This is a genomic window from Bradyrhizobium sp. P3_C3, from assembly GCF_056402655.1.
The window spans coordinates 47,720-66,104 of record NZ_JBFUGY010000002.1; the positions used below are offsets into that span (position 1 = coordinate 47,720).

General features: G+C 64.1%; 16 protein-coding genes. 8 read left to right on the plus strand and 8 right to left on the minus strand.

The window, feature by feature from the left end:
* Positions 1 to 10: 10 nt before the first annotated feature.
* From AC1DW2_RS02775 to AC1DW2_RS02790, 4 genes are all read right to left on the minus strand, one after another.
* On the minus strand, positions 11 to 1,030 hold the full coding sequence (locus AC1DW2_RS02775; protein ID WP_477005175.1) for an alpha/beta fold hydrolase: 1,020 nt from the start codon (positions 1,028 to 1,030) through the stop codon (positions 11 to 13).
* Between the two features lie 156 nt (positions 1,031 to 1,186).
* A complete protein-coding gene (locus tag AC1DW2_RS02780; protein ID WP_477005176.1) occupies positions 1,187 to 1,990 on the minus strand; it encodes an MBL fold metallo-hydrolase in 804 nt (267 codons plus the stop codon).
* Positions 1,991 to 2,239: 249 nt separating this feature from the next.
* A complete protein-coding gene (locus tag AC1DW2_RS02785) occupies positions 2,240 to 2,428 on the minus strand; it encodes a hypothetical protein (protein ID WP_477005177.1) in 189 nt (62 codons plus the stop codon).
* 272 nt (positions 2,429 to 2,700) lie between these two features.
* A complete protein-coding gene (locus AC1DW2_RS02790; protein WP_231143863.1) occupies positions 2,701 to 2,841 on the minus strand; it encodes a hypothetical protein in 141 nt (46 codons plus the stop codon).
* On the opposite strand from AC1DW2_RS02790, the gene AC1DW2_RS02795 reads away from it, so the two are divergent.
* The gene (locus AC1DW2_RS02795) at positions 2,840 to 3,529 is read left to right on the plus strand and encodes a helix-turn-helix domain-containing protein (protein ID WP_477005178.1); all 690 of its coding nucleotides are present in this window, start codon (positions 2,840 to 2,842) and stop codon (positions 3,527 to 3,529) included. The genes AC1DW2_RS02790 and AC1DW2_RS02795 overlap by 2 nt on opposite strands.
* Here AC1DW2_RS02795 and AC1DW2_RS02800 read toward each other — a convergent pair.
* From AC1DW2_RS02800 to AC1DW2_RS02810, 3 genes are all read right to left on the minus strand, one after another.
* Complete coding sequence (locus tag AC1DW2_RS02800; protein WP_477005179.1) at positions 3,526 to 4,533, minus strand: zinc-dependent alcohol dehydrogenase family protein; 1,008 nt, start codon at positions 4,531 to 4,533, stop codon at positions 3,526 to 3,528. The genes AC1DW2_RS02795 and AC1DW2_RS02800 overlap by 4 nt on opposite strands.
* Before the next feature lie 16 nt (positions 4,534 to 4,549).
* Positions 4,550 to 6,163: an acyl-CoA synthetase gene (locus AC1DW2_RS02805; protein ID WP_477005180.1), complete on the minus strand. Its 1,614-nt coding sequence runs from the start codon at positions 6,161 to 6,163 to the stop codon at positions 4,550 to 4,552.
* Positions 6,164 to 6,231: 68 nt separating this feature from the next.
* The gene (locus AC1DW2_RS02810) at positions 6,232 to 6,999 is read right to left on the minus strand and encodes a FadR/GntR family transcriptional regulator (RefSeq protein WP_085403530.1); all 768 of its coding nucleotides are present in this window, start codon (positions 6,997 to 6,999) and stop codon (positions 6,232 to 6,234) included.
* Positions 7,000 to 7,164: 165 nt separating this feature from the next.
* Between AC1DW2_RS02810 and AC1DW2_RS02815 the strand changes: the two genes are divergently transcribed.
* Positions 7,165 to 8,370 (plus strand): ABC transporter substrate-binding protein, encoded by a 1,206-nt coding sequence (locus tag AC1DW2_RS02815; protein ID WP_477005181.1) that lies wholly within the window; start codon positions 7,165 to 7,167, stop codon positions 8,368 to 8,370.
* Between the two features lie 45 nt (positions 8,371 to 8,415).
* Here the strand turns inward: AC1DW2_RS02815 and AC1DW2_RS02820 are convergent, their stop codons facing one another.
* Positions 8,416 to 9,360: a helix-turn-helix domain-containing protein gene (locus tag AC1DW2_RS02820; RefSeq protein ID WP_028148873.1), complete on the minus strand. Its 945-nt coding sequence runs from the start codon at positions 9,358 to 9,360 to the stop codon at positions 8,416 to 8,418.
* Between the two features lie 279 nt (positions 9,361 to 9,639).
* Between AC1DW2_RS02820 and AC1DW2_RS02825 the strand changes: the two genes are divergently transcribed.
* The 6 genes from AC1DW2_RS02825 (at position 9,640) to AC1DW2_RS02850 (ending at position 18,381) form a co-directional block, all read left to right on the plus strand.
* A complete protein-coding gene (locus AC1DW2_RS02825) occupies positions 9,640 to 11,523 on the plus strand; it encodes an AMP-binding protein (protein WP_477005182.1) in 1,884 nt (627 codons plus the stop codon).
* A gap of 40 nt (positions 11,524 to 11,563) precedes the next feature.
* Positions 11,564 to 12,535 carry an ABC transporter permease gene (locus AC1DW2_RS02830; RefSeq protein WP_166078254.1) on the plus strand — a complete coding sequence of 324 codons (972 nt, stop codon included), beginning with the start codon at positions 11,564 to 11,566 and terminating at the stop codon, positions 12,533 to 12,535.
* A 41-nt stretch (positions 12,536 to 12,576) separates the two neighbouring features.
* The gene (locus AC1DW2_RS02835) at positions 12,577 to 13,593 is read left to right on the plus strand and encodes a sugar ABC transporter substrate-binding protein (RefSeq protein WP_477005183.1); all 1,017 of its coding nucleotides are present in this window, start codon (positions 12,577 to 12,579) and stop codon (positions 13,591 to 13,593) included.
* 77 nt (positions 13,594 to 13,670) lie between these two features.
* Positions 13,671 to 15,794 (plus strand): ABC transporter permease, encoded by a 2,124-nt coding sequence (locus tag AC1DW2_RS02840; RefSeq protein ID WP_477005184.1) that lies wholly within the window; start codon positions 13,671 to 13,673, stop codon positions 15,792 to 15,794.
* Positions 15,791 to 16,888 carry a hypothetical protein gene (locus AC1DW2_RS02845; RefSeq protein WP_477005185.1) on the plus strand — a complete coding sequence of 366 codons (1,098 nt, stop codon included), beginning with the start codon at positions 15,791 to 15,793 and terminating at the stop codon, positions 16,886 to 16,888. Before AC1DW2_RS02840 ends, AC1DW2_RS02845 begins: the two co-directional genes overlap by 4 nt.
* Positions 16,885 to 18,381 carry a sugar ABC transporter ATP-binding protein gene (locus AC1DW2_RS02850; protein ID WP_477005186.1) on the plus strand — a complete coding sequence of 499 codons (1,497 nt, stop codon included), beginning with the start codon at positions 16,885 to 16,887 and terminating at the stop codon, positions 18,379 to 18,381. The genes AC1DW2_RS02845 and AC1DW2_RS02850 overlap by 4 nt, the downstream gene beginning before the upstream one ends.
* The last annotated feature ends 4 nt before the right edge of the window (positions 18,382 to 18,385 follow it).

An 18,385-nucleotide genomic window follows, 5' to 3' on the forward strand; every position in this document is an offset into this window, starting at 1 on the left:
AGGACTCGCCCTATTTGCTGAGAAGCTCTGCGACCTCGGCCCTGAGAAAGGCCTGGTCGCGCGGATTGTTGACGGGGTTGCCGGCGCGATGGCCGTGCAGCGACGGGATCGGATGCAGCACCGCCGATTTTGCGTTGACCAGCCTGCCGAGCTCGTCCTCATTGTCGCGGACATCGAAATAGCGGTCGGTCGCGCCCGGCATCAGCAGCATATGCGCCTTGATCGCGGCCAGCGCCCGGTCGAGATCGCCGCCGAATGAAGCGCAACGACTGATGTCACCGCGCTGCCAGATTCCGGCTTGCGCGAGGAGATCGTTGGCGTCGCGCCGGGCAAAGGTCGCGTCCCAGTTCCGGACCAGATAATCCTCCAGCGAGGTGAAGCCCGCCTCGCGCCAGAGCTCGTCGCGATAGAAGCCGTGCGACATCGCCCAGCCGGCATAGACGCGTCCCATGGCGCGATAGCCGGCAACGGGCTTCTCGACGAAGCGGCCGTCGCGGAAGGCGGGTTCACCGGTCAGCGCGGCCTTCACGCTTTCGAGGAAGACGTAATTATAGGGCGCGCAGCGCGCACTGCCGCAGACCACCGCGGCCCGCGCGACCATGTCGGGATGCAGCGCCGCCCAATGATAGGTCTGCATGCCGCCCATCGACCAGCCATAGACCAGCGCGAGTTTTGTGATGCCGAAACGCTCGGTCAGCAGCCGGTGCTGGATCGCGATGGCGTCATGATAGGTGATTTGCGGGAATGGCGCCTCGCCGGAATTCGACGGCGAGGACGACAGGCCGTTGCCGAACAGGTTCGGGATGATGATGAAGTAGCGCGTAGGGTCGAGCACGCCATCGGGCCCGATCAGCCATTCCGTGTCGTAGTGTTGGGCGCTGAACGAGGTCGGGTAGAGGATGACGTTGTCCCTGGCGGGGCTGAGGGTGCCGTAGGTCTTGTAGGCGAGCTTCATCGCGGGGAAGACGGCGCCGGACTGAAGCGTGACGTCGCCGGCCTCAAAGATCTCGTAGTCGCGCTGCCCCGTCATGCGTCCAACTCCCGCTAACGCGGCCGCAGCATGCGCCCGCCGAGACAACGATGCATTGTTCGTGCCGGACCGGCAAACGCATCGTTGCGTCGCGCTTAATATCTGTACTTATAGTACAGTTATTAGATCAGAACAAGGGGGTTTGGTCGTCGCGCGTCAGGCGATGGCCGCGATGTATCGCTGCACGGACGCTGCGAATGCGGCCTTGGCACCTGAAGCGATGTTGCGGCCCCACCAGGCGCCGTAGATGCGGTCAAAGGCGAGCGGCTCCACAGCGGCCGCGATCCGCCGCACCGCGGCGGCGTTGAGCGGCATGTAGTTCGGATAGGAGTACATGAAGCTGACGAAGCGCCGGTCCATCGTCACCTGCGCGATATCGCCGGTGAGCAGCGCACCCTTGCCCTCCGCACCGCGCACATGGTGCAGCATGGTGGCGCCCGCGAAATGACCGCCGGTGCGCAGCAGCAGCACATCGTCGGAGATGCGCTGCTGATCGCCGGTCCAATGCACGATCGAGGGATGCGGACGCGTCACCCATTGGCGATCGTCGGCATGCAGATAGACCGGCACGCCGCCGAACGCCTCGCTCCAGTCGGCAAGCGCGCCATAGTAGTGTGGATGCGAGATCGCGATCGCCTTCAGCCCGCCCAGCGAGCGCACATGCGCGATGGCTTCCGACGTCGCCAGCGGGACGCAGTCCCACATCAGACAGCCGTCGCCGAGCGGCACCAACAGCGCGCGCTGGCCGATGGCGAAGCTCGGCTCGGACCCGATGCCGGTGAGGCCGAGATCGTCCCGCCAGGCAAGGCGGTGCCGTTCCGCCAACGCTTCGCGTGTGAGGAAGGTTTGGCCCTTCCAGTTCACGAACTGCCGCTCGTCCTCGCAGATCGGACAGGATGCGGGCGGATTTCCGCTGTCTGAAAATTGCGCGCCGCAGGTTTCGCAGGTCCAGAGAGGCATGGCCGTGATCCAGAAGAAGGAGGGGACACCCACGAGATGACGCCGTAGCCCTCCTCGCGAGTGCGGAGGAACCAACCCGGCTAGCACATGTTACTTTCCGGTCCGCCCCCGCGCCAGTTGGCCGGTCATGTCAGACCGTCTTGTCAGCCCTGCTTGTGCAAGACCATTTCCGCCGGCAGTCGCTCAACGTCTCGATGGCATCGCGCTCCGCTCCCCGCCTCTGTCGAGCTATCTCGGCCGCAAGTTCGGCTATGTCGCCGAGTTCGTGCTGGCGGCCGCGTTCGGCGCCATCGCGATCGCCTGCGTGCTGATGATCCCCGCAAAGGCGATCGACGACCCCGCCTCGCGCGGCTGCAAGGAGGATGACCCCGACACGCGCCTGATGCGTTCACCATGCTGCTCAAGCACCGGGCGCTGCTCGCACTCGCGCTTCTTCATCTCGGCACACCGGGCTGCGGCACCAGGTCGCGGTCACAGCGCGTCATTGCGAGTGGCTTATCACGCAATCCAGCGTTTTTGCGGTTGCGGCGCACCGGCCTGACGATACAACCTGCCGTAAATCGCCAACTAATCTGCCCTTCCCGATCGATGATCCAGCCTCAACTCTCATTCGATGGCGACCCGAATGGCCAGGTCTATGAAAGATGGCGCGAGCAGTTTTGCCGCCAGGTCGCCGACGTGGATTTCGTTCCGATCGGGGAAGGACGCGTTCACCGGACCATTTCGCCGGCCATCCTTCCGCGTCTCCGACTCTCGGCCTCGTTCGGCACGCCGATGTCCTTCGTATCGCTGGGGACGAACGACGAATTGGTGATCACGATGTCGCCGAATTCGGCGCTGAGCGGGGCCATGGGACGACGTCCGCTGGAGGTCGCCGCCGGCGACGTCACGATCGGCGCCCCCTCGATCAAGGGCGCTCATATCACCCAGACGACACACGGCAACTTCCAGACGGCGCTGCTGCCGCGCAAGGCGCTGCTGCGCGCGTGCCCGAATGCGGAGGACCTGATCGCGCAGTCGATCCCCGGCGCCAATCCGATCACGTCGATGTTCCTGCGATATTACGACCTCGCGCACACTTATGCCGACAAGCTCGCGCCCGCGGAGCTCGATGCGGTCTCGCAGCATTTGTTCGACCTCTCCGTGCTGATGATCGGAGCGCGCGGCGATGTCGCCGAGCAAGCTCGCATGCGCGGCCTTGCGGCGGCGCGTCTCGAAACCCTCAAATCCGACATCCTGGCGCAGCTCGACAGCCCCGCGCTGTCGCTCAGCGTCCTTTCAGCCGCGCACCGGATCAGCCCGCGCACGATCCAGTTGATGTTCGAGCAGGCCGGCATCACCTATAGCGGCTTCGTGCTGGAGCAACGGCTGCTGCGCGCCGAGCGGCTGCTTCGAAATCCAAACTTGCGCGCGCGCAAGATCATCGAGATCGCACACCTCGCCGGCTTTCACGACGTTTCCTACTTCCATCGCGCGTTCCGCCGCCGCTTCGGACGGACGCCCGACGACGTCAGGAAGCTCTCCCGCGAGATGGGCTAAGGAAACTCAACCACGATCTTGCCGAAGTGACCGCCCTGCTGCATCAGCCGCAGTGCGTCCGGCACGGCATCGAAGCCGAACGCACGGTCGATCACCGGCTTCATGCCGTTGCGGCCTATCGCGGCTGTCATTCCCTCGAACATCCGTCGGCTGCCGACCGACAGGCCGATAACGTGCAGGTTCTTGGAGAACAGGCTCGGTATCGCGATCTGCTGCGAGAAGCCGGTGAGCACGCCGATCACCAGAATGTTGCCACCGACCCTGATAGCCTCGAGCGACTGTGCAAAGGTATCCTTGCCGCCGACCTCGACGACGTGGTCGACGCCGCCGCCGGTCCAATCGGCCGCCGCCTTGCCCCATTCCGGCACCGAACGATAATTGATGGTGTGGTCGGCGCCGAGCGCCCTGGCGCGTTCGAGCTTCTCGTCGCTCGACGACGTCACGATCACGCTCGCGCCGGCGAGCTTTGCGAATTGCAGCGCGAAGATCGAGACACCGCCGGTGCCCTGCACCAGCACGGTGTCACCGGGTTTCACCCTGGCCTCCTCGAACAGCGCTCGCCACGCCGTGAGGCCGGCGCAGGGCAGCGTCGCCGCTTCCAGGAATGAAAGGTGCGATGGAATGCGGCTGACGCCCTCGGCATCGAGCAGCATCACCTCCTGCAATACGCCCGGCCGCGAGCCGCCGAGCGCATAGCGGCGGCTGGTCGCCGACACCTTCCCGTCGATCCAGGACTGGAAAAACATCGGACAGACGCGATCGCCAACCGCGACGCGGGCAACGCCGTCGCCAACCGCGATGACTTCGCCAGCACCATCCGAGAACGGGATCAGCGGCAATCTCGTGACGCCGCCCTTGCCCTGCACCGTGAGCAGATCACGATAGTTGAGCGATGCCGCCTTCATCCGCACCGCGACCTGGCCGGGGCCAGGCGTGGGCTCGGGCAGATCGACCAGCTCCAGCCCCTCGATCGACCAGTCGCGCGCGACCTGCCAGACCTTCATGGCGACCGCTCCGTGCTTACGTCCCAAAATTCTTCTGGATCGCCTTGTCGAGCGTCTCGCCGCCAACGAAGCGCTGGCGCAGCTCGCGCTTGAGCAACTTGCCGCTCGGGTTCTTCGGCAGGCTGTCGACGAAGATGACGCGCTTGGGCACCTTGAAATGCGCCATCTGGCCGGCGCAGTGCTTGATGACGGCGTCCTCATCCAGCTTCTCGCCAGTCTTGACCACGACGATCGCGGTCACCGCCTCGATCCAGCGCGGATCGGGCAGGCCGACCACGGCGACCTCGGAGACCGCAGGGATACGGTAGACCATTTCCTCGACCTCGCGGCTTGCGACATTCTCGCCGCCGGTCTTGATCATGTCCTTGACGCGGTCGACCACCGTGATGTGGCCCTCGGCATCGACGGTGGCGAGATCACCGGAGTGAAACCAGCCGCCGGTGAATGCCGCCGCGGTCTTCACGGGGTCATTATAATAGCCGGAGAGCAGATGCGGCGAGCGATGCACGATCTCCCCGACCTCGCCGACTTTCACGTCTTCCATCGCTGTGTTGACCACGCGCGTCTCGACGTTGAGCACGGGCTTGCCGGCCGAGCCGGCCTTGCGCAGCTGGTCCTCGGGCCGCAGTACGGTCGCGAGTGGCGCGATCTCGGTCTGGCCGTAGAAATTCCAGAACTTCACGTTGGGCAGTCGGCGCTGCAGTTCGAGCAAGACTTCCACCGGCATGATCGAGGCGCCGTAATAACCCTTCTGAAGCGTCGACAGATCGGTCTTGTCGAAATTCGACGAGCGCAGCATCGCGATCCAGATCGTCGGCGGCGCGAAGAACGAGGTGATCTTGTGGGCCTGGATCAGCGCCAGGATGTTGTCGGCGGTCGGTTTGCCCGTGATCACGCCGGAGGCGCCGAGATAGATCTGCGGCCCCAGGAAGACGTCGAGCTGGGCGCAATGATAGAGCGGCAGCGCGTGCAGGAACTTGTCGTCCGCGCTCATGCCGCCGTCGATGATGCAGCTCACGTACTGCCACATCACGGCTTCATGGGTCAGCATCGCGCCCTTGGGCAGCGATTCCGTGCCGCTGGTGTAGACGATCTGTGCGAGATCGCGGCTGTCGACCGAGGCCTCCAGGAACGAGCCGTCGGGGCTGAGGAGATCGTCGAAACTGGTGAGGCCCGCGGGCGCCGATGCCGGATCCTCGCCCGGCAGCCAGATCATCTTCTCGACCGCGCAATCCCTGGCGCTTGCGGCCTTTGCCGGCTCGACGAAATCGGGGCCGGTCGCAAGCAGCTTCGCGCCGGAGCTTTTCAGGATGAAATTGATCTCATCCGGGTTGAGCATGAAATTGATCGGCACCAGCACCGCACCGATCCGCGCCAGCGCGAAGCGCAACGCCGCAAACGCATGCGAATTGCGCGAGAGCACGGCAACGCGATCGCCCTTGCTGACGCCGAGACCGAGCAGGCCGCGTCCGAGCCGGTTGCAGATGGCGTCCATCTCGGCAAACGTCCAGCTGACATGGCCGCAGCTCACTGCGAGCTTGTTCGGCTCGCGCCCCGCCGAACGGCGCAAGAGGTCGCCGATGGAATGCTCGCGCGCTTTCGAGATGGTGGCCGCGATGTCGCCGGTCATGTGCTCCTCCGTGTGATGTCTTTATTTGTTGGATTTCTTGACTGAAATCTTGCGTCTTCATCAGGCGCCTATCTGCGCCGGGCCGCCTGGGCGTGCTCCATGTACATGTGCTCGACCGACCGATCGAGCGAGGCGATTTTCTCGAAACCGCGCCGCCAGTCCTGCAAGTGCCGGCGCGTCCAGAGCACGCCCGCCTCGCGGTCGCGGCGGCGGATCGCCTCGATCAGATGGCGGTGCGCGGCGACGAGGCGTGGGCCGCCTTCGGCAACACCGGTCACGATCATCTCTGTGGTCGGATAGAACAGCTGCGCCGCCGGCTCGCGTGCGAGTTGGAGCACGCGGTTCTGCGAGGCCTTGGCGACCAGCACGTGGAATTCGGCATCGCATTCGGCGAGCGTGGCGGGATCGCCGACCACGGCCTCGCTGCGCACGAGATTGTTGGTGAGCTCGGCGAGGTTCTCTTCGGTCGCGCGCTCCACCGCGCCTTCGATGCTCGCCACCTCCAGCGTCATCGAGGCCTCGTAGAGCTCGCGGAACGTCACCTCGTGCAGCACCAGTGCGCGGCTCAGGCGGCTTGCGAGCTTGGTGTAGCGCGGCAGGCAGGCGTGCAGACGGCGCGAGGAATCGCGGCTGATCAAGCCGCCCTCCTCCAGCACACGGATGCCTTCGCGAATGGTCGAGCGGTTGACGCCGAACTGGCGCACCAGATCATGCTCGGTGCCGATGGGATCGCCGGGCTTGATGCGCCCATTGACGATCTCGCGCTCGATGGCGTCGGCGACTTTCTGATAGGCCGGCGCGACATCGATCGGGCGGAAGAGCGGCGAAATCGGCACGGTAGCCCCCAATGGCGATTGTCCGACAAACTATAGGATCGCCCCGAAGACGCGTCAAACTGCGTCATTCATGCCGCAGATGCAGCAAATTGACTCCTTGGGAACCTCGCTCTAACTTTGTCGGACAAAGGGACAGAATAGTCCCGTACAAGAGGAAACGTATCCATGAGACCTATCGCAGCACTCGTGTCTGCGGCCGGCTTGCTGTCGGCTGCCCTGATCGTCCCCGCCTCCGCCCAGCAGACCCCGCTCAAGATCGGCGTGCTCTCCGACTTCTCCTCGGTCTATTCCGACATCGGCGGCCAGGGGAATGTCGAGGCCACCAAGATGGCGATCGAGGATTTTGGCGGCCAGATGTTCGGCAAGCCAATCGACATGGTCGCGGCCGACGTGCTCAACAAGCCCGACGTCGCCTCCACCATCGCGCGCAAATGGTGGGAGACCGAGGGCGTCGACATGATCATCGACCTGCCGACCTCGGCCACCGCGCTCGCGGTGATGGAGCTGTCCAAGCAGTACGAGAAGGTGATGATCGTGACCGATGCAGCAAGCTCCGACATCACCGGAAAATCCTGCTCGCCCTACACCGCGCACTGGACCTACGACACCTATTCCAACGCCCACACCGTCGGCAGCGCCATCGTCAAGAACGGCGGCGACAGCTGGTTCTTCCTCACCGCGGACTACGTGTTCGGTCATTCGATCGAGCGCGACACCGGCGATGTGGTAAAGGCAGCCGGCGGCAAGGTGCTCGGCAGCGTCAAGCATCCGCTCAACACGGCCGATTTCTCGTCATTCCTGCTGCAGGCCCAGGCCTCCAAGGCCAAGATCATCGGGCTCGCCAACGGCGGCGGCGACACCATCAACGCGATCAAGCAGGCCGGCGAGTTCGGCATCGTCGCCGGCGGCCAGAACCTGGCTGCGATCGTGATGTTCATCTCCGACGTGCACAGCCTGGGGCTCAAGCTCGCGCAGGGCCTGATCATCACCGAGGCCTATTACTGGGACCTCAATGACAAGACCCGCGCCTTCGGCAAGCGTTTCCAGGAGCGCATCAAGCGCATGCCGACGATGAACCAGGCCGCGACCTACAGCGCCACGCTGCACTACCTCAAGGCCGTGCAGGCCGCCGGCACCAAGGACACCAAGACCGTGATGGCCAAGATGCGCGAGCTGCCGGTGAAGGATGCCTTCACCGACAACGGCACACTCCGCGAGGACGGCCGCATGGTGCACAGCATGTTCCTGTTCCAGGTGAAGAAGCCCGAGGAATCCAAGGGCCCGTGGGACTATTACAAGCTGCTCGCGGAAGTGCCCGCCGATCAGGCCTTCCGTCCGCTGAAGGACGGCGGCTGCCCGCTGGCGAAGTAACGCTGACGATGACGGACCTGCATCGCCGCGCGCGGTGCAGGTTCTCTAGCGCCGTCGCAGGTCGGACGGGCTGTGGCCGAACTTCCTGCGGAACACCGTGCTGAAATAGGACGAACTGCTGAAGCCCAGCTGATAGGCAACTTCGGTGATCGACAGCGAGCGCAGCTCGGGACGGGTCAGCACATCGTAGCAGCGCTGCAGCCGGCGATCCAAAATCCATTCGGACACCGAGACATCGGTCAGCCGGAAGAGATAATGCAGATGCCTGAGCGAGACGCCATTGCTCTTCGCAATCTTCTCCAGCGACAGATCCGCATCGGTGAGGTGCGCCTCGATCCAGGCCTTGACCGAGCGCAGGCGGGCCTGCGCAGCGCTCGCATCCTCGGAGAATTCGTCCCGCTCGCCCATGTCGAGCGCGAGCGCCAGCACGTCCATCAGCTCACCGCCCAGTCGCGTTCTCGCGGTCTCGTCCAGCGGCGCGCCCTCCGCGGCGAGCGTCGCACAGAACTCGGCGGCGATCCGGCCAAGGCCGCGGCTCGTGGCCATCGTCGTGACGACCGGCAGCCGCCCCTCGCTGAAGCGCGCCGAGAATTCCGCGCGCGGAATCTCGAGATAGAGCGATCGCACCTTGCCGACGCATTCGAGATCATAGGCCTCGGAGGCCGAGAAGATCGCGCTCACGCCGGGATTCGACAGCAAGGTCTGGCCGGCCTGGAGCACGTTGACCCGGCCCTGCTGAACGAATTCGACGTAGTAGCAATCCTTGTCGAGCTTTGCGATATGCCGTTCGCGGCGCGAGATGCGCTGCTCCGACAGCAGGACGTCGGTCATCGTCACCGCGCCGAACCGTGCCTCGCGAATGAAGCCGTGATAGTCGGACCGCTCCTCGGCGTTCACGTCGACATGGACGTAGACGTCGCAGATCGCGCCTTGCCACGCGGCGTAGCGTTTGGACGGCTCCAGATCGTCTGTCGAAAACACCAGGTTCATCGTCCGCCCATCCGTTGCGCCGCCATGATGAACGTCGTTTGTGCATCGCACAAGCTGGCCACGCATCGAGATTCTAGAGGGCCGCCGCCTACACGCAAGACCGTTTGCGCGGAGAAGCAAAAGCTTTGCGCTCCGGAGCAAGCCGCGCTCCGGCATGTGGCCTATGAAGAACAAAAAGCAGTCCACAAAATAGGCGGGAAACGTTCGCTTGCGTCAGGTCCAGTCAACTGCTGCACAGCTTGCCGTGCCGCCCGAATGGCGATGCCCGTGAGCAGGGCCTTGTCATCGCAAATCACAACGCGGTTCACGCAGCCGGTCAAAACCATCGCCGATATCGAGGCGTTGGAGCAGCGGCCTTACGATTCGCTGGTCCCTTCCCGCAATCTGCTCGATCTCTTCGAAGCCACCTCGCACCTGCATCCCGATCGGCCCGCACTGACGGTGCTGACCAAAGGCTCGCGCGAGCCGGGCGACGCGACGCTGACGCACCGGCAATTGCTTGCGGAGATCATCCGCGCGGCCAATCTGTTCCGGTCGCACGGGATCGGCGAGAGCGGCGGGACCGCCGCGTTCCTCTGTCCGATCCTGCCGCCACTGTTCCCCGCATTGCTCGGCGCCCAGGTCGCGGGCGTCGCCAGCTCGATCAACTATCTCCTGAACGAAGACGCAATCGCCGACCTGCTCGAGGCGCAGAATGCGACGGTGCTGGTGATCCCGGCCGAAGCGGCCGATCGCGCGATCTGGGCCAAGGCGGCCAACGTCGCGAAGCGCGTCCCGTCGCTGAAGACCATTTTTGTGATGGGCGCGAACGGTCCGCTGCCTGGAGGATTTCTAAACTTCAATGAGACGGCCGCGAGCGCGCGCGGCACACTGGACTTCGCACCTTCGACCGATCGCAATGCGATCTGCGCCCTCTTCCACACCGGCGGGACCACCGGACGACCTAAGCTGGTTCGGCTGACACATGGCAACCAGATCCATGCGGCCTGGAGCTTTGCGCAGGTCCACGGACTGGATGAGCTGGATGCCGCCGTGAACGGTTTTCCGCTGTTTCACGTCGGCGGCACCATGACGCTCGGCCTGTCGATTCTCGCTGCCGGCGGTCATGTGATCATCCCCTCACCGTACAGCCTCAGAAGCCCCGACGCGATTCGCGACTATTGGCACACCGTGGAGCGCTTCCGCGCGACCATCGTGAGCGGAGTGCCGACTTCGATTGCCGCTCTTGCCGAGGTGCCGATCGGGTCCTCCGATGTCAGCACCGTTCGCATGGCGCTCACCGGCGGGGCCGTGGCGCCGAAGGCTGTCAGCGACAGGTTTCAGGCGCGGACCGGGATTACCTTGTTCGAGACCTACGGGATGACAGAAACCGCGGCCGCGATCGCTTTCAATCCCGGCCGTGGCACTCCCGTGCAAGGCAGCGTCGGCTTCAGGGCGCCGTTCGCAAAGACCAAAATCGTCGCTCTGGCTGATGCAGAACTGAAGACAGAGTGTCCGCCTCTCGCCAGCGGTCTTGTCCTCGTGAGGGGACCGCAGGTGTTTCCCGGATACGTCGATCCCCAGCACGACAAGGGCGTGCTCACCGACGACCACTGGATCGTCACCGGCGACGTCGGCTATCTCACCCCGGATCAACGCCTCGTGCTGACGGGGCGCGAGAAGGACCTCATCGTACGAAGCGGTCACAACATCGACCCTGCCGCAATCGAGGACGTCGCGAACGCCTTCCCCGGAGTCCAGATGAGCTCGGCCGTCGGCATGCCCGACGCCTACGCGGGAGAGGTTCCAGTTCTCTTCGTGGTGCCCTCCCCCGGACAGACAATCGATCTGGCGCAATTGCGCGAGCATCTCGAACACAACGTCAATGAGCCTCCTGCGAGGCCAAAGCGCGTCGTCCTGCTCGAAGCTCTTCCGGTTACCGCCGTCGGGAAGATCTTCAAGCCCACGCTTCGCGATCTCGCCGTTCGGGAAAAGGTCAGGACCGAGATCGATCGCATCTTCGGCCCCGACACCGCGGCAGATATCCTCGTCGAGAAAGACGAGAAGCTCAACACAGTCGTCAGCATCTCGGTCCATTCCGGTGATCTGGATCGAACAAAGATGCTCGTCGAAAGCCTTGCAACGCTTCCACAAACCTATCGCATCGAGAACCGATCGTCCTGACGGTCGCGCAACAGCCGGGTCGAAGAAAGGCAAGACGGGGATGAAGCGCTTTCGTTTCAATCAGCAAGAGATCGTCTTCGCAGTCTTTGCGCTGCTGTTCCTTGTGTTTTCGATCTTCCTGCGCGGCTTTCTGACGGCGGACAACATGCTGACGCTGCTCCAGAACGTGGCAGTGCTCGGCATCCTCGGCCTTGCCATGGCAATCGTCGTGATCGGACGCGGCATCGACATCTCGCTGATCGCAGCCCTTGCGGTGCCGCCGGGACTGGTGCTCCAGATGGTGCAGAACGGTCATTCGCTACCGGCCTCGCTGCTGACCGCCGTCCTGCTCACGATTGCCTTTGGCCTCGTCAACGGCTGGCTGATCGCCTATGCCGAAGTCCCTTCGCTGTTTGCGACGCTGGCAACGGGCCTGTTGCTGGCCGGGCTCGGGCAGACCGCGCTGTTCCAACTCGACGTCGTGCAATGGAGCCCGGGCATGGACGGCTTCGAGCGGCTCGGACAAGGCACTATTCTCGGCATTCCGACGTCGATCTGGATGTTCGCAATCGCCTGCATCGTGGTCGCGTTCCTGCTGCGCCAGACGCGCTGGGGCGCCTATATCTATGCGATCGGCGACAACCCCTACGCCGCGCGTGTCACCGGCATTCCCTCACGCCCGATCATCGTCCTGCAATATGTGATCACCGCCCTGATCGGCTGCTTTGCCGGCCTCGTGATGGCGGCATCCGTCAACTCGATGCCGACCCGCATCTTCAACTCGACGCTCATCTATGACGTCATCCTGGTCGTCGTGCTTGGCGGCATCGGGCTATCAGGCGGCCGTGGCGGCGTGCTCAACGTCGTCATCGGCACGCTCGTTATCGGAACGATGCTCAACGGCATGACCATCATGGACATCTCCTACGCCGGGCAGAATCTCATCAAGGGCGTGGTGCTGCTGCTCGCCGTCATCACGGATTCCTTCCTGAATCCGCGCAACGAGGAAACGGCACAACAGGGCGACATCTGAGCGATCCAACAATAACGACAACCACAACCAAGGAGGAAGCAATGAAGCATTTCGGCACCCCGACAAAGGCAATCGCTGCCGCACTGGGTCTTGCGGCAATGACCGCGCCGGCCCTCGCCCAGCAGGGTCTGGACGAGCCGTTCCAGAAGCCGTTCAAGGAGGCGCTGGCCGGCAAGACCGTGGCCTATGTGCCGGTCGCCATGAATTTCGACCTCACCGAGGGCTGGTATGCCGGACTAAAGAAGGAGCTCGAGCCGTTCGGCGTCAAGTTCGTGATCCGCGACGCCAACTGGAACACCAATGCCGGCGCGCAGGCCGTCACCTCGCTGATCTCGGAGAAGCCGGCGGTGATGGTGGTTCATAATCCGGACGTGCAGACCTACGCCAAGCTGCTGCAGCGCGCCGAGAACGAAGGCATCTACGTCATCCAGATCAACATGGGCTCGGCCTATCGCAGCTCCGCCTTCGTCGGCGCCAACTGGGTCGAGATCGGCGAGCGCCAGACCGAAGGCGTGGTCAAGGCCTGCGAGGGCAAGTCCAACAAGATCGCGATCATCCAGGGTGCGCTGTCAGCCGCCGCGAGCGCCTATACGCTGAAGGGCGTCGAGAACGTGCTCGCCAAGCATCCTGAAATCAAGGTGGTGTCGAGCCAAGCCGCCGATTGGGACGCCGCCAAGGCCAAGGCGATCACCCAAACGGTGCTGAAGCAGAATCCCGATCTCTGCGGCATCGTCGGCTTCTGGGATGGCATGGACATCGGCACCGCGGCGGCGGTCAAGGAAGCCGGCCTCACCGGCAAGGTGTTTGTCGCGACCTCAGGCGGCGGCGAGCGCAAGGGCGCCTGTGAACTGGTGAAGTCGGGCGCGTTCGATCTCAACATGAGCTACGACGTGCCGACCCAGGCCGCGCAGATGGCCGGCACCATCAAATGGCTGCTGTCGTCGGGCGTCAAGCCCGGCTCCGTCAAGGGCTCGGAATACACCACGCTGATTCCGATCACCAAGGAGAACGCCGATAGCCAGATGGCCTGCTGGAATCTCAGCGACCTCAAGAAATAATTGTCGCGACGCAAGACCCTGGCGTCCCGGACGATCTCACGTCCGGGACGTGGTCCCGAAACTTGCAAGGTCCCGGAATGCCGATGCGCGACACTCTGACAAGCCTGCGTTACCGTTACTGGCCTGACCATCTGCTCGGTGAAATCCTGTCCAAGCGATGGACCGAGACAGCCATCCCGGTGATCCTTCTCCTGATCGTCGGCCTCGCGCTCAGCCGGTCCATCGACAATTTCCTGTCGCCAGCGAGCCTTGCCGATACCGCGCGCCAGGCTGGAGAGATCGGCTTCATCGCGCTCGGGCTGGCGCTGGTCGTCATCGTCGGCGGCATCGACCTCTCCGTCGGTTCGATCTTCGCACTGACCGATTTCTGTGCCCTCTATCTGCTCGACGTGCTGGGCTGGCCGGTCCCGGCGGTGGTGGCCGCCACCCTGCTCTGCGGCGCACTGCTCGGCGCCGTCAACGGCATCCTGATCGGATACCTGCGGCTGCGCGCTTTCATCACCACGCTGATCACCCTGATCATCTACCGCTCGGCCTACGATCTCCTGATCCAGCGCTACTCCAACGCGATCGCGTCGGCCTTCCCCGACATCCCGTCCTGGGATTTCATCGGCAGCGGCAGCATCTTCGGCATTCCGACCGTGGCGCTCGTCTATATCGTCATCGCCATCTTCGGCCATATCTTCATGACCCGGCTGCGCCCGGGCTGGCACATCACCGCGATCGGCGGCTCGCGTCGCTCAGCTTACAATTCCGGCATTCCCGTCCGCCGCACCATCGCGCTTTGCTACGTCGCAAGCGGCGTGCTGACCAGCATCGGCGCGCTGTTCTTCGCGTCGCGGCTTGGCACCGTCGGCGGCGACATCGGCGTTGGCCTGGAGGTGATCGTGCTGACGGCGACAGTGCTCGGCGGCATCACGCTCGGCGGCGGCAAGGGCTCGGTCGCCAAGTCGGCAGTCGGAGTGCTGATCGTGCTCCTGATCACCAATGGCCTGACGACCATGAATGCACGTGGCGGCGTCAACCGGATGGCGCTTGCCGGCATCCTGCTGGTCGCCGCGATGGTCGATATCCGCTGGCAGAAGAACCGAACCCGCATCATCAGCAAAGTCTACGTTGCGCCAACCTATCACGCGCTGCCCCCGCCTCCGCCGACCGAGATCGGACAAGGCGGCCCGTTCGAGCAGAACGACAAGCTGCGCAACGTCGAGTCGATCGGCCTCGGCCGCATCGAGGCGCCGGAGGACGTCATCCTCGATCGCCACGACAATCTGTACGCGGGATCGCGCCATGGCGACATCATGCGCTTCCTCGCACCCGACTATCAGAAGATGGAAGTGTTCGCCCATATCGGCGGCCAACCACTCGGCATGGCCTTCGACCGCGAGGACAATCTCTACGTCTGCATCGGCGGCATGGGGCTCTACCGGATCAAGCCTGACGGCACGGTGGAAAAGGCGACCGACGAGACCAATCGCAGCATGCGCTCGGTCAACGACGACAGCCGCCTGCGGCTCGCCGACGATCTCGACATCACCGACGACGGGCTGATCTTCTTCTCCGAGGCAACCGTGCGTTACGAGATGGACGAGTGGCCGATCGACGGCCTCGAGGCGCGCGGCAATGGCCGCATCATCTCCTACGACACCAAGACCGGCGTGACGCGCACCGAACTGCGCGGGCTCAAATTCCCCAACGGCATCTGCGTCGCCAGCGACGGCCAGTCGATTCTATTCGCCGAAACCTTCGGCTGCTCGATCAAGCGCTACTACTTCGCAGGCCCTAAGAAGGGAAAGGTCGAGGTGGTCATGGACAATCTGCCGGGCTACCCTGACAACATCAATCTCGCCTCGGACGGCAATTACTGGCTGGCACTGGTCGGCATGCGCAGCCCCTCGCTCGACCTCGCCTGGAAGATGCCCGGCTTCCGCCGCCGCATGGGCAAGCGCGTGCCGGTGGACGAATGGCTGTTCCCCAACATCAACACCGGCTGCGTGGTCAAGTTCAACGAGCAGGGCAAGATCGTCGAATCGTTCTGGGACCTGCGCGGCGAAAACCATCCGATGATCACCTCGATGCGCGAGCATCGCGGCTATCTCTATCTCGGCGGCATCCTCAACAACCGGATCGGTCGTTACAAGCTCGACAATGCCGATCCGAACTTCGTCCAGTATGACAAGCGATGGGGGAAGCAATCGTGATCGCGGCCGTCAGAGAGTTCGCCAACCGCTTTCTCGGGCGCGGCGACGCCACCATCACCGTGCCGTCCTTCGACGGCGCATTGAAGCCCAACCAGAAGCTGGAATCCGCCGAAACCTTGCTGACATGCGAGGCGCCGGAGGATCTCGCCACCGATGGAAGCAAGCTCTTCATCGCGGCGGGCCCGCGGCTGATGTCTCTGAATGACGGCACGGCATCGGAGGTCCGCAGCTTCGAGCGGCCGATCTCGGCACTGTGTGCCCTCCCCGGCGGCGGTCTTGCGGTCGCGCTCGGGGGGCGCGAGGTGCGGCTCTACGCAAGCCCCTCGGCCGAGCGGCCAAGCGTGACGCTTGCGGATGGCGCGTTCAACGCCGTCAACGCGCTCGCGTTAGCGGACGACGGCACGCTGATCGCGACGGACGGCTCGGCGACATGCGGCGTCGATGACTGGGCACGCGATTTGATGGAGCTCAACCGGAGCGGCAGGGTGTTCAGGCTTGATCCCGCCAGCAAGACCGTGACACCGCTGGCTCAGGGGCTCGGCCATGCCTTCGGTGCCTGCGTGCATGGCAACGGCGTGCTGGTCAGCGAGAGCTGGCGCCACCGGCTCGTCCTTGTTGCACCGGGCGCACCGCCGCGGACCGTGCTCGCTCACCTTCCCGTCTACCCCTCGCGGCTGTCGAAGGCGGCGGGCGGCGGCTACTGGCTCACCGCCTTCACGGCGCGCACCCAGCTCATCGAGTTCGTGCTGCGCGAGCCAGCCTACCGCAAGCGAATGATGGCCGAGATCGATCCGGCTTACTGGGTTGCGCCGCGCCTGCGTTCCGGCTTCTCGTTCAAGGAGCCGATGCAGGGTGCACACATCAAGACCATGGGCGTGATCAAGCCGTGGGCGCCGCCGCGCTCCTATGGCCTCGTCATCCGGCTCGATGCAGATGGCCAGCCGCTCTATTCGCTGCACAGCCGGGTCGACGGCGCCAATCACGGTATCGTTGCGGCGATCGAGATGGGCGGCGATCTCGTCCTGATCGCCAAGGGACCGGGCCGCGTGCTGCGACTGCCGCTGTCCGGTCTTGCCGAGGAGTTCCGCTCATGAGCGACATCGCACTCTCGCTGCGCAAGGCCACAAAACTTTACGCCGGCGTGCCCGCCATCGACGGGGTCGACTTCGACCTCCGCCGCGGCGAGATCCACGCGCTGGTCGGCGAGAACGGCGCCGGCAAATCGACACTGACCAAGGTGATGGCCGGCGTGGTGACGCTGACGTCCGGCACCATGACGGTCGACGGCGCCGACGTCGCGCCGCGGACGCCGCTGGAGGCGCGCAATCTCGGCATCGCCATGGTGTTCCAGGAAAACAGCCTGGTGCCGACCATGACTGTCGCGCAGAATCTGTTTCTCGGGCAGGAGCAATTCTATAACCGCCTGCGCGGCATCTACATCGCTGCGCAACAGTTCCTGCAATCGCTCAATTTCGACGTCACGCCGACCGCCACCGTCGGCGGCCTCGGCGCCGCCAAGAAGCAGATGGTGGAGATCGCGCGCGCGGTTTTGCACCGCGCCAAGGTCATCATCTTCGACGAACCGACGGCGTCGCTTACGCCTGAGGAAAAGAAATACTTCTTCGACCTCGTTCGCGATCTCAAGAAGCGCGGCGTCTCGATCGTCTTCATCTCGCACGCCCTGGAAGAAGCTTTGCTGCTCGCCGACCGCATCACGGTTCTGCGCGACGGCAAGCACGTCGTCACCGACGATGCCGCCAACTTCGACCGCGCGGCGATCGTGCAGGCCATGGTCGGGCGCGACCTCTCCAACACGCTCTACGGTGCGCGAAAGAGCAGCGTGCGGCCGCCCGGCGCGCGCGTGCTCACCGTGCAGAATCTGAAGATGGCGCCGATGGTGAAGAATAATTCCCTGTCGGTATTCGCGGGGCAGATCACCGGCGTATTCGGCCTCGTCGGCGCAGGCCGCACCGAAACGTTCAAGATCGTCTCCGGCGTGCTGAAGCGCGACTTCTTCCATGGCGGCGAGATCCTGCTGCACGACAAGCCGGTGCGCTACCGGGTGCCGGCGCCGGCGGTGCAGGCCGGCATCGCCTATGTGACCGAGGACCGCAAGGTCGAAGGCTTCTTCGAGACGTCCTCGATCGCACGCAACATCTATCTCGGCCTGCTGTCGAAATTTCCCAAGGGCCGCATGATGCTGTCGCGGCGAGAGAACGAGGCGATCGGCAGGACCTGGATCGAACGGCTCAAGGTTCGCGCGATCGGCGACGACGGCAAGGTGGTCGAGCTTTCCGGCGGCAATCAGCAGAAGGTCGTGATCGCCAAATCACTGGTTCAGGAGCCCGACCTGATCATCTTCGACGAACCCACGCGCGGCGTCGACGTCGGCGCCATCGTCGAGATCCACGAGTTGATCAACCAGCTTGCCGACGAGGGCAAGGCGGTCGTCGTCATCTCATCCTACCTGCCCGAGATCATGGCGCTTTCGGACCGCATCCTGGTCTCGCGCCAGGGCAAGGTCGTGGAGGAATTCTCCGCATTGGAGGCGACGGAGGAGAGAATCATGTACGCCGCGATTCACTGAGCAT

Excerpts from the sequence above, each read along its gene's own strand:
- AC1DW2_RS02780 (WP_477005176.1), bottom strand. The coding sequence starts at position 1,990 with ATGCCTCTCTGGACCTGCGAAACCTGCGGCGCGCAATTTTCAGACAGC.
- AC1DW2_RS02835 (WP_477005183.1), top strand. The coding sequence starts at position 12,577 with ATGAAGCATTTCGGCACCCCGACAAAGGCAATCGCTGCCGCACTGGGT.
- AC1DW2_RS02850 (WP_477005186.1), top strand. The coding sequence starts at position 16,885 with ATGAGCGACATCGCACTCTCGCTGCGCAAGGCCACAAAACTTTACGCC.
- AC1DW2_RS02790 (WP_231143863.1), bottom strand. The coding sequence starts at position 2,841 with ATGGCCCCGCTCAGCGCCGAATTCGGCGACATCGTGATCACCAATTCG.
- AC1DW2_RS02840 (WP_477005184.1), top strand. The coding sequence starts at position 13,671 with ATGCCGATGCGCGACACTCTGACAAGCCTGCGTTACCGTTACTGGCCT.
- AC1DW2_RS02785 (WP_477005177.1), bottom strand. The coding sequence starts at position 2,428 with ATGAAGAAGCGCGAGTGCGAGCAGCGCCCGGTGCTTGAGCAGCATGGT.
- AC1DW2_RS02820 (WP_028148873.1), bottom strand. The coding sequence starts at position 9,360 with ATGAACCTGGTGTTTTCGACAGACGATCTGGAGCCGTCCAAACGCTAC.
- AC1DW2_RS02795 (WP_477005178.1), top strand. The coding sequence starts at position 2,840 with ATGGGACGACGTCCGCTGGAGGTCGCCGCCGGCGACGTCACGATCGGC.
- AC1DW2_RS02800 (WP_477005179.1), bottom strand. The coding sequence starts at position 4,533 with ATGAAGGTCTGGCAGGTCGCGCGCGACTGGTCGATCGAGGGGCTGGAG.
- AC1DW2_RS02830 (WP_166078254.1), top strand. The coding sequence starts at position 11,564 with ATGAAGCGCTTTCGTTTCAATCAGCAAGAGATCGTCTTCGCAGTCTTT.
- AC1DW2_RS02775 (WP_477005175.1), bottom strand. The coding sequence starts at position 1,030 with ATGACGGGGCAGCGCGACTACGAGATCTTTGAGGCCGGCGACGTCACG.
- AC1DW2_RS02805 (WP_477005180.1), bottom strand. The coding sequence starts at position 6,163 with ATGACCGGCGACATCGCGGCCACCATCTCGAAAGCGCGCGAGCATTCC.
- AC1DW2_RS02815 (WP_477005181.1), top strand. The coding sequence starts at position 7,165 with ATGAGACCTATCGCAGCACTCGTGTCTGCGGCCGGCTTGCTGTCGGCT.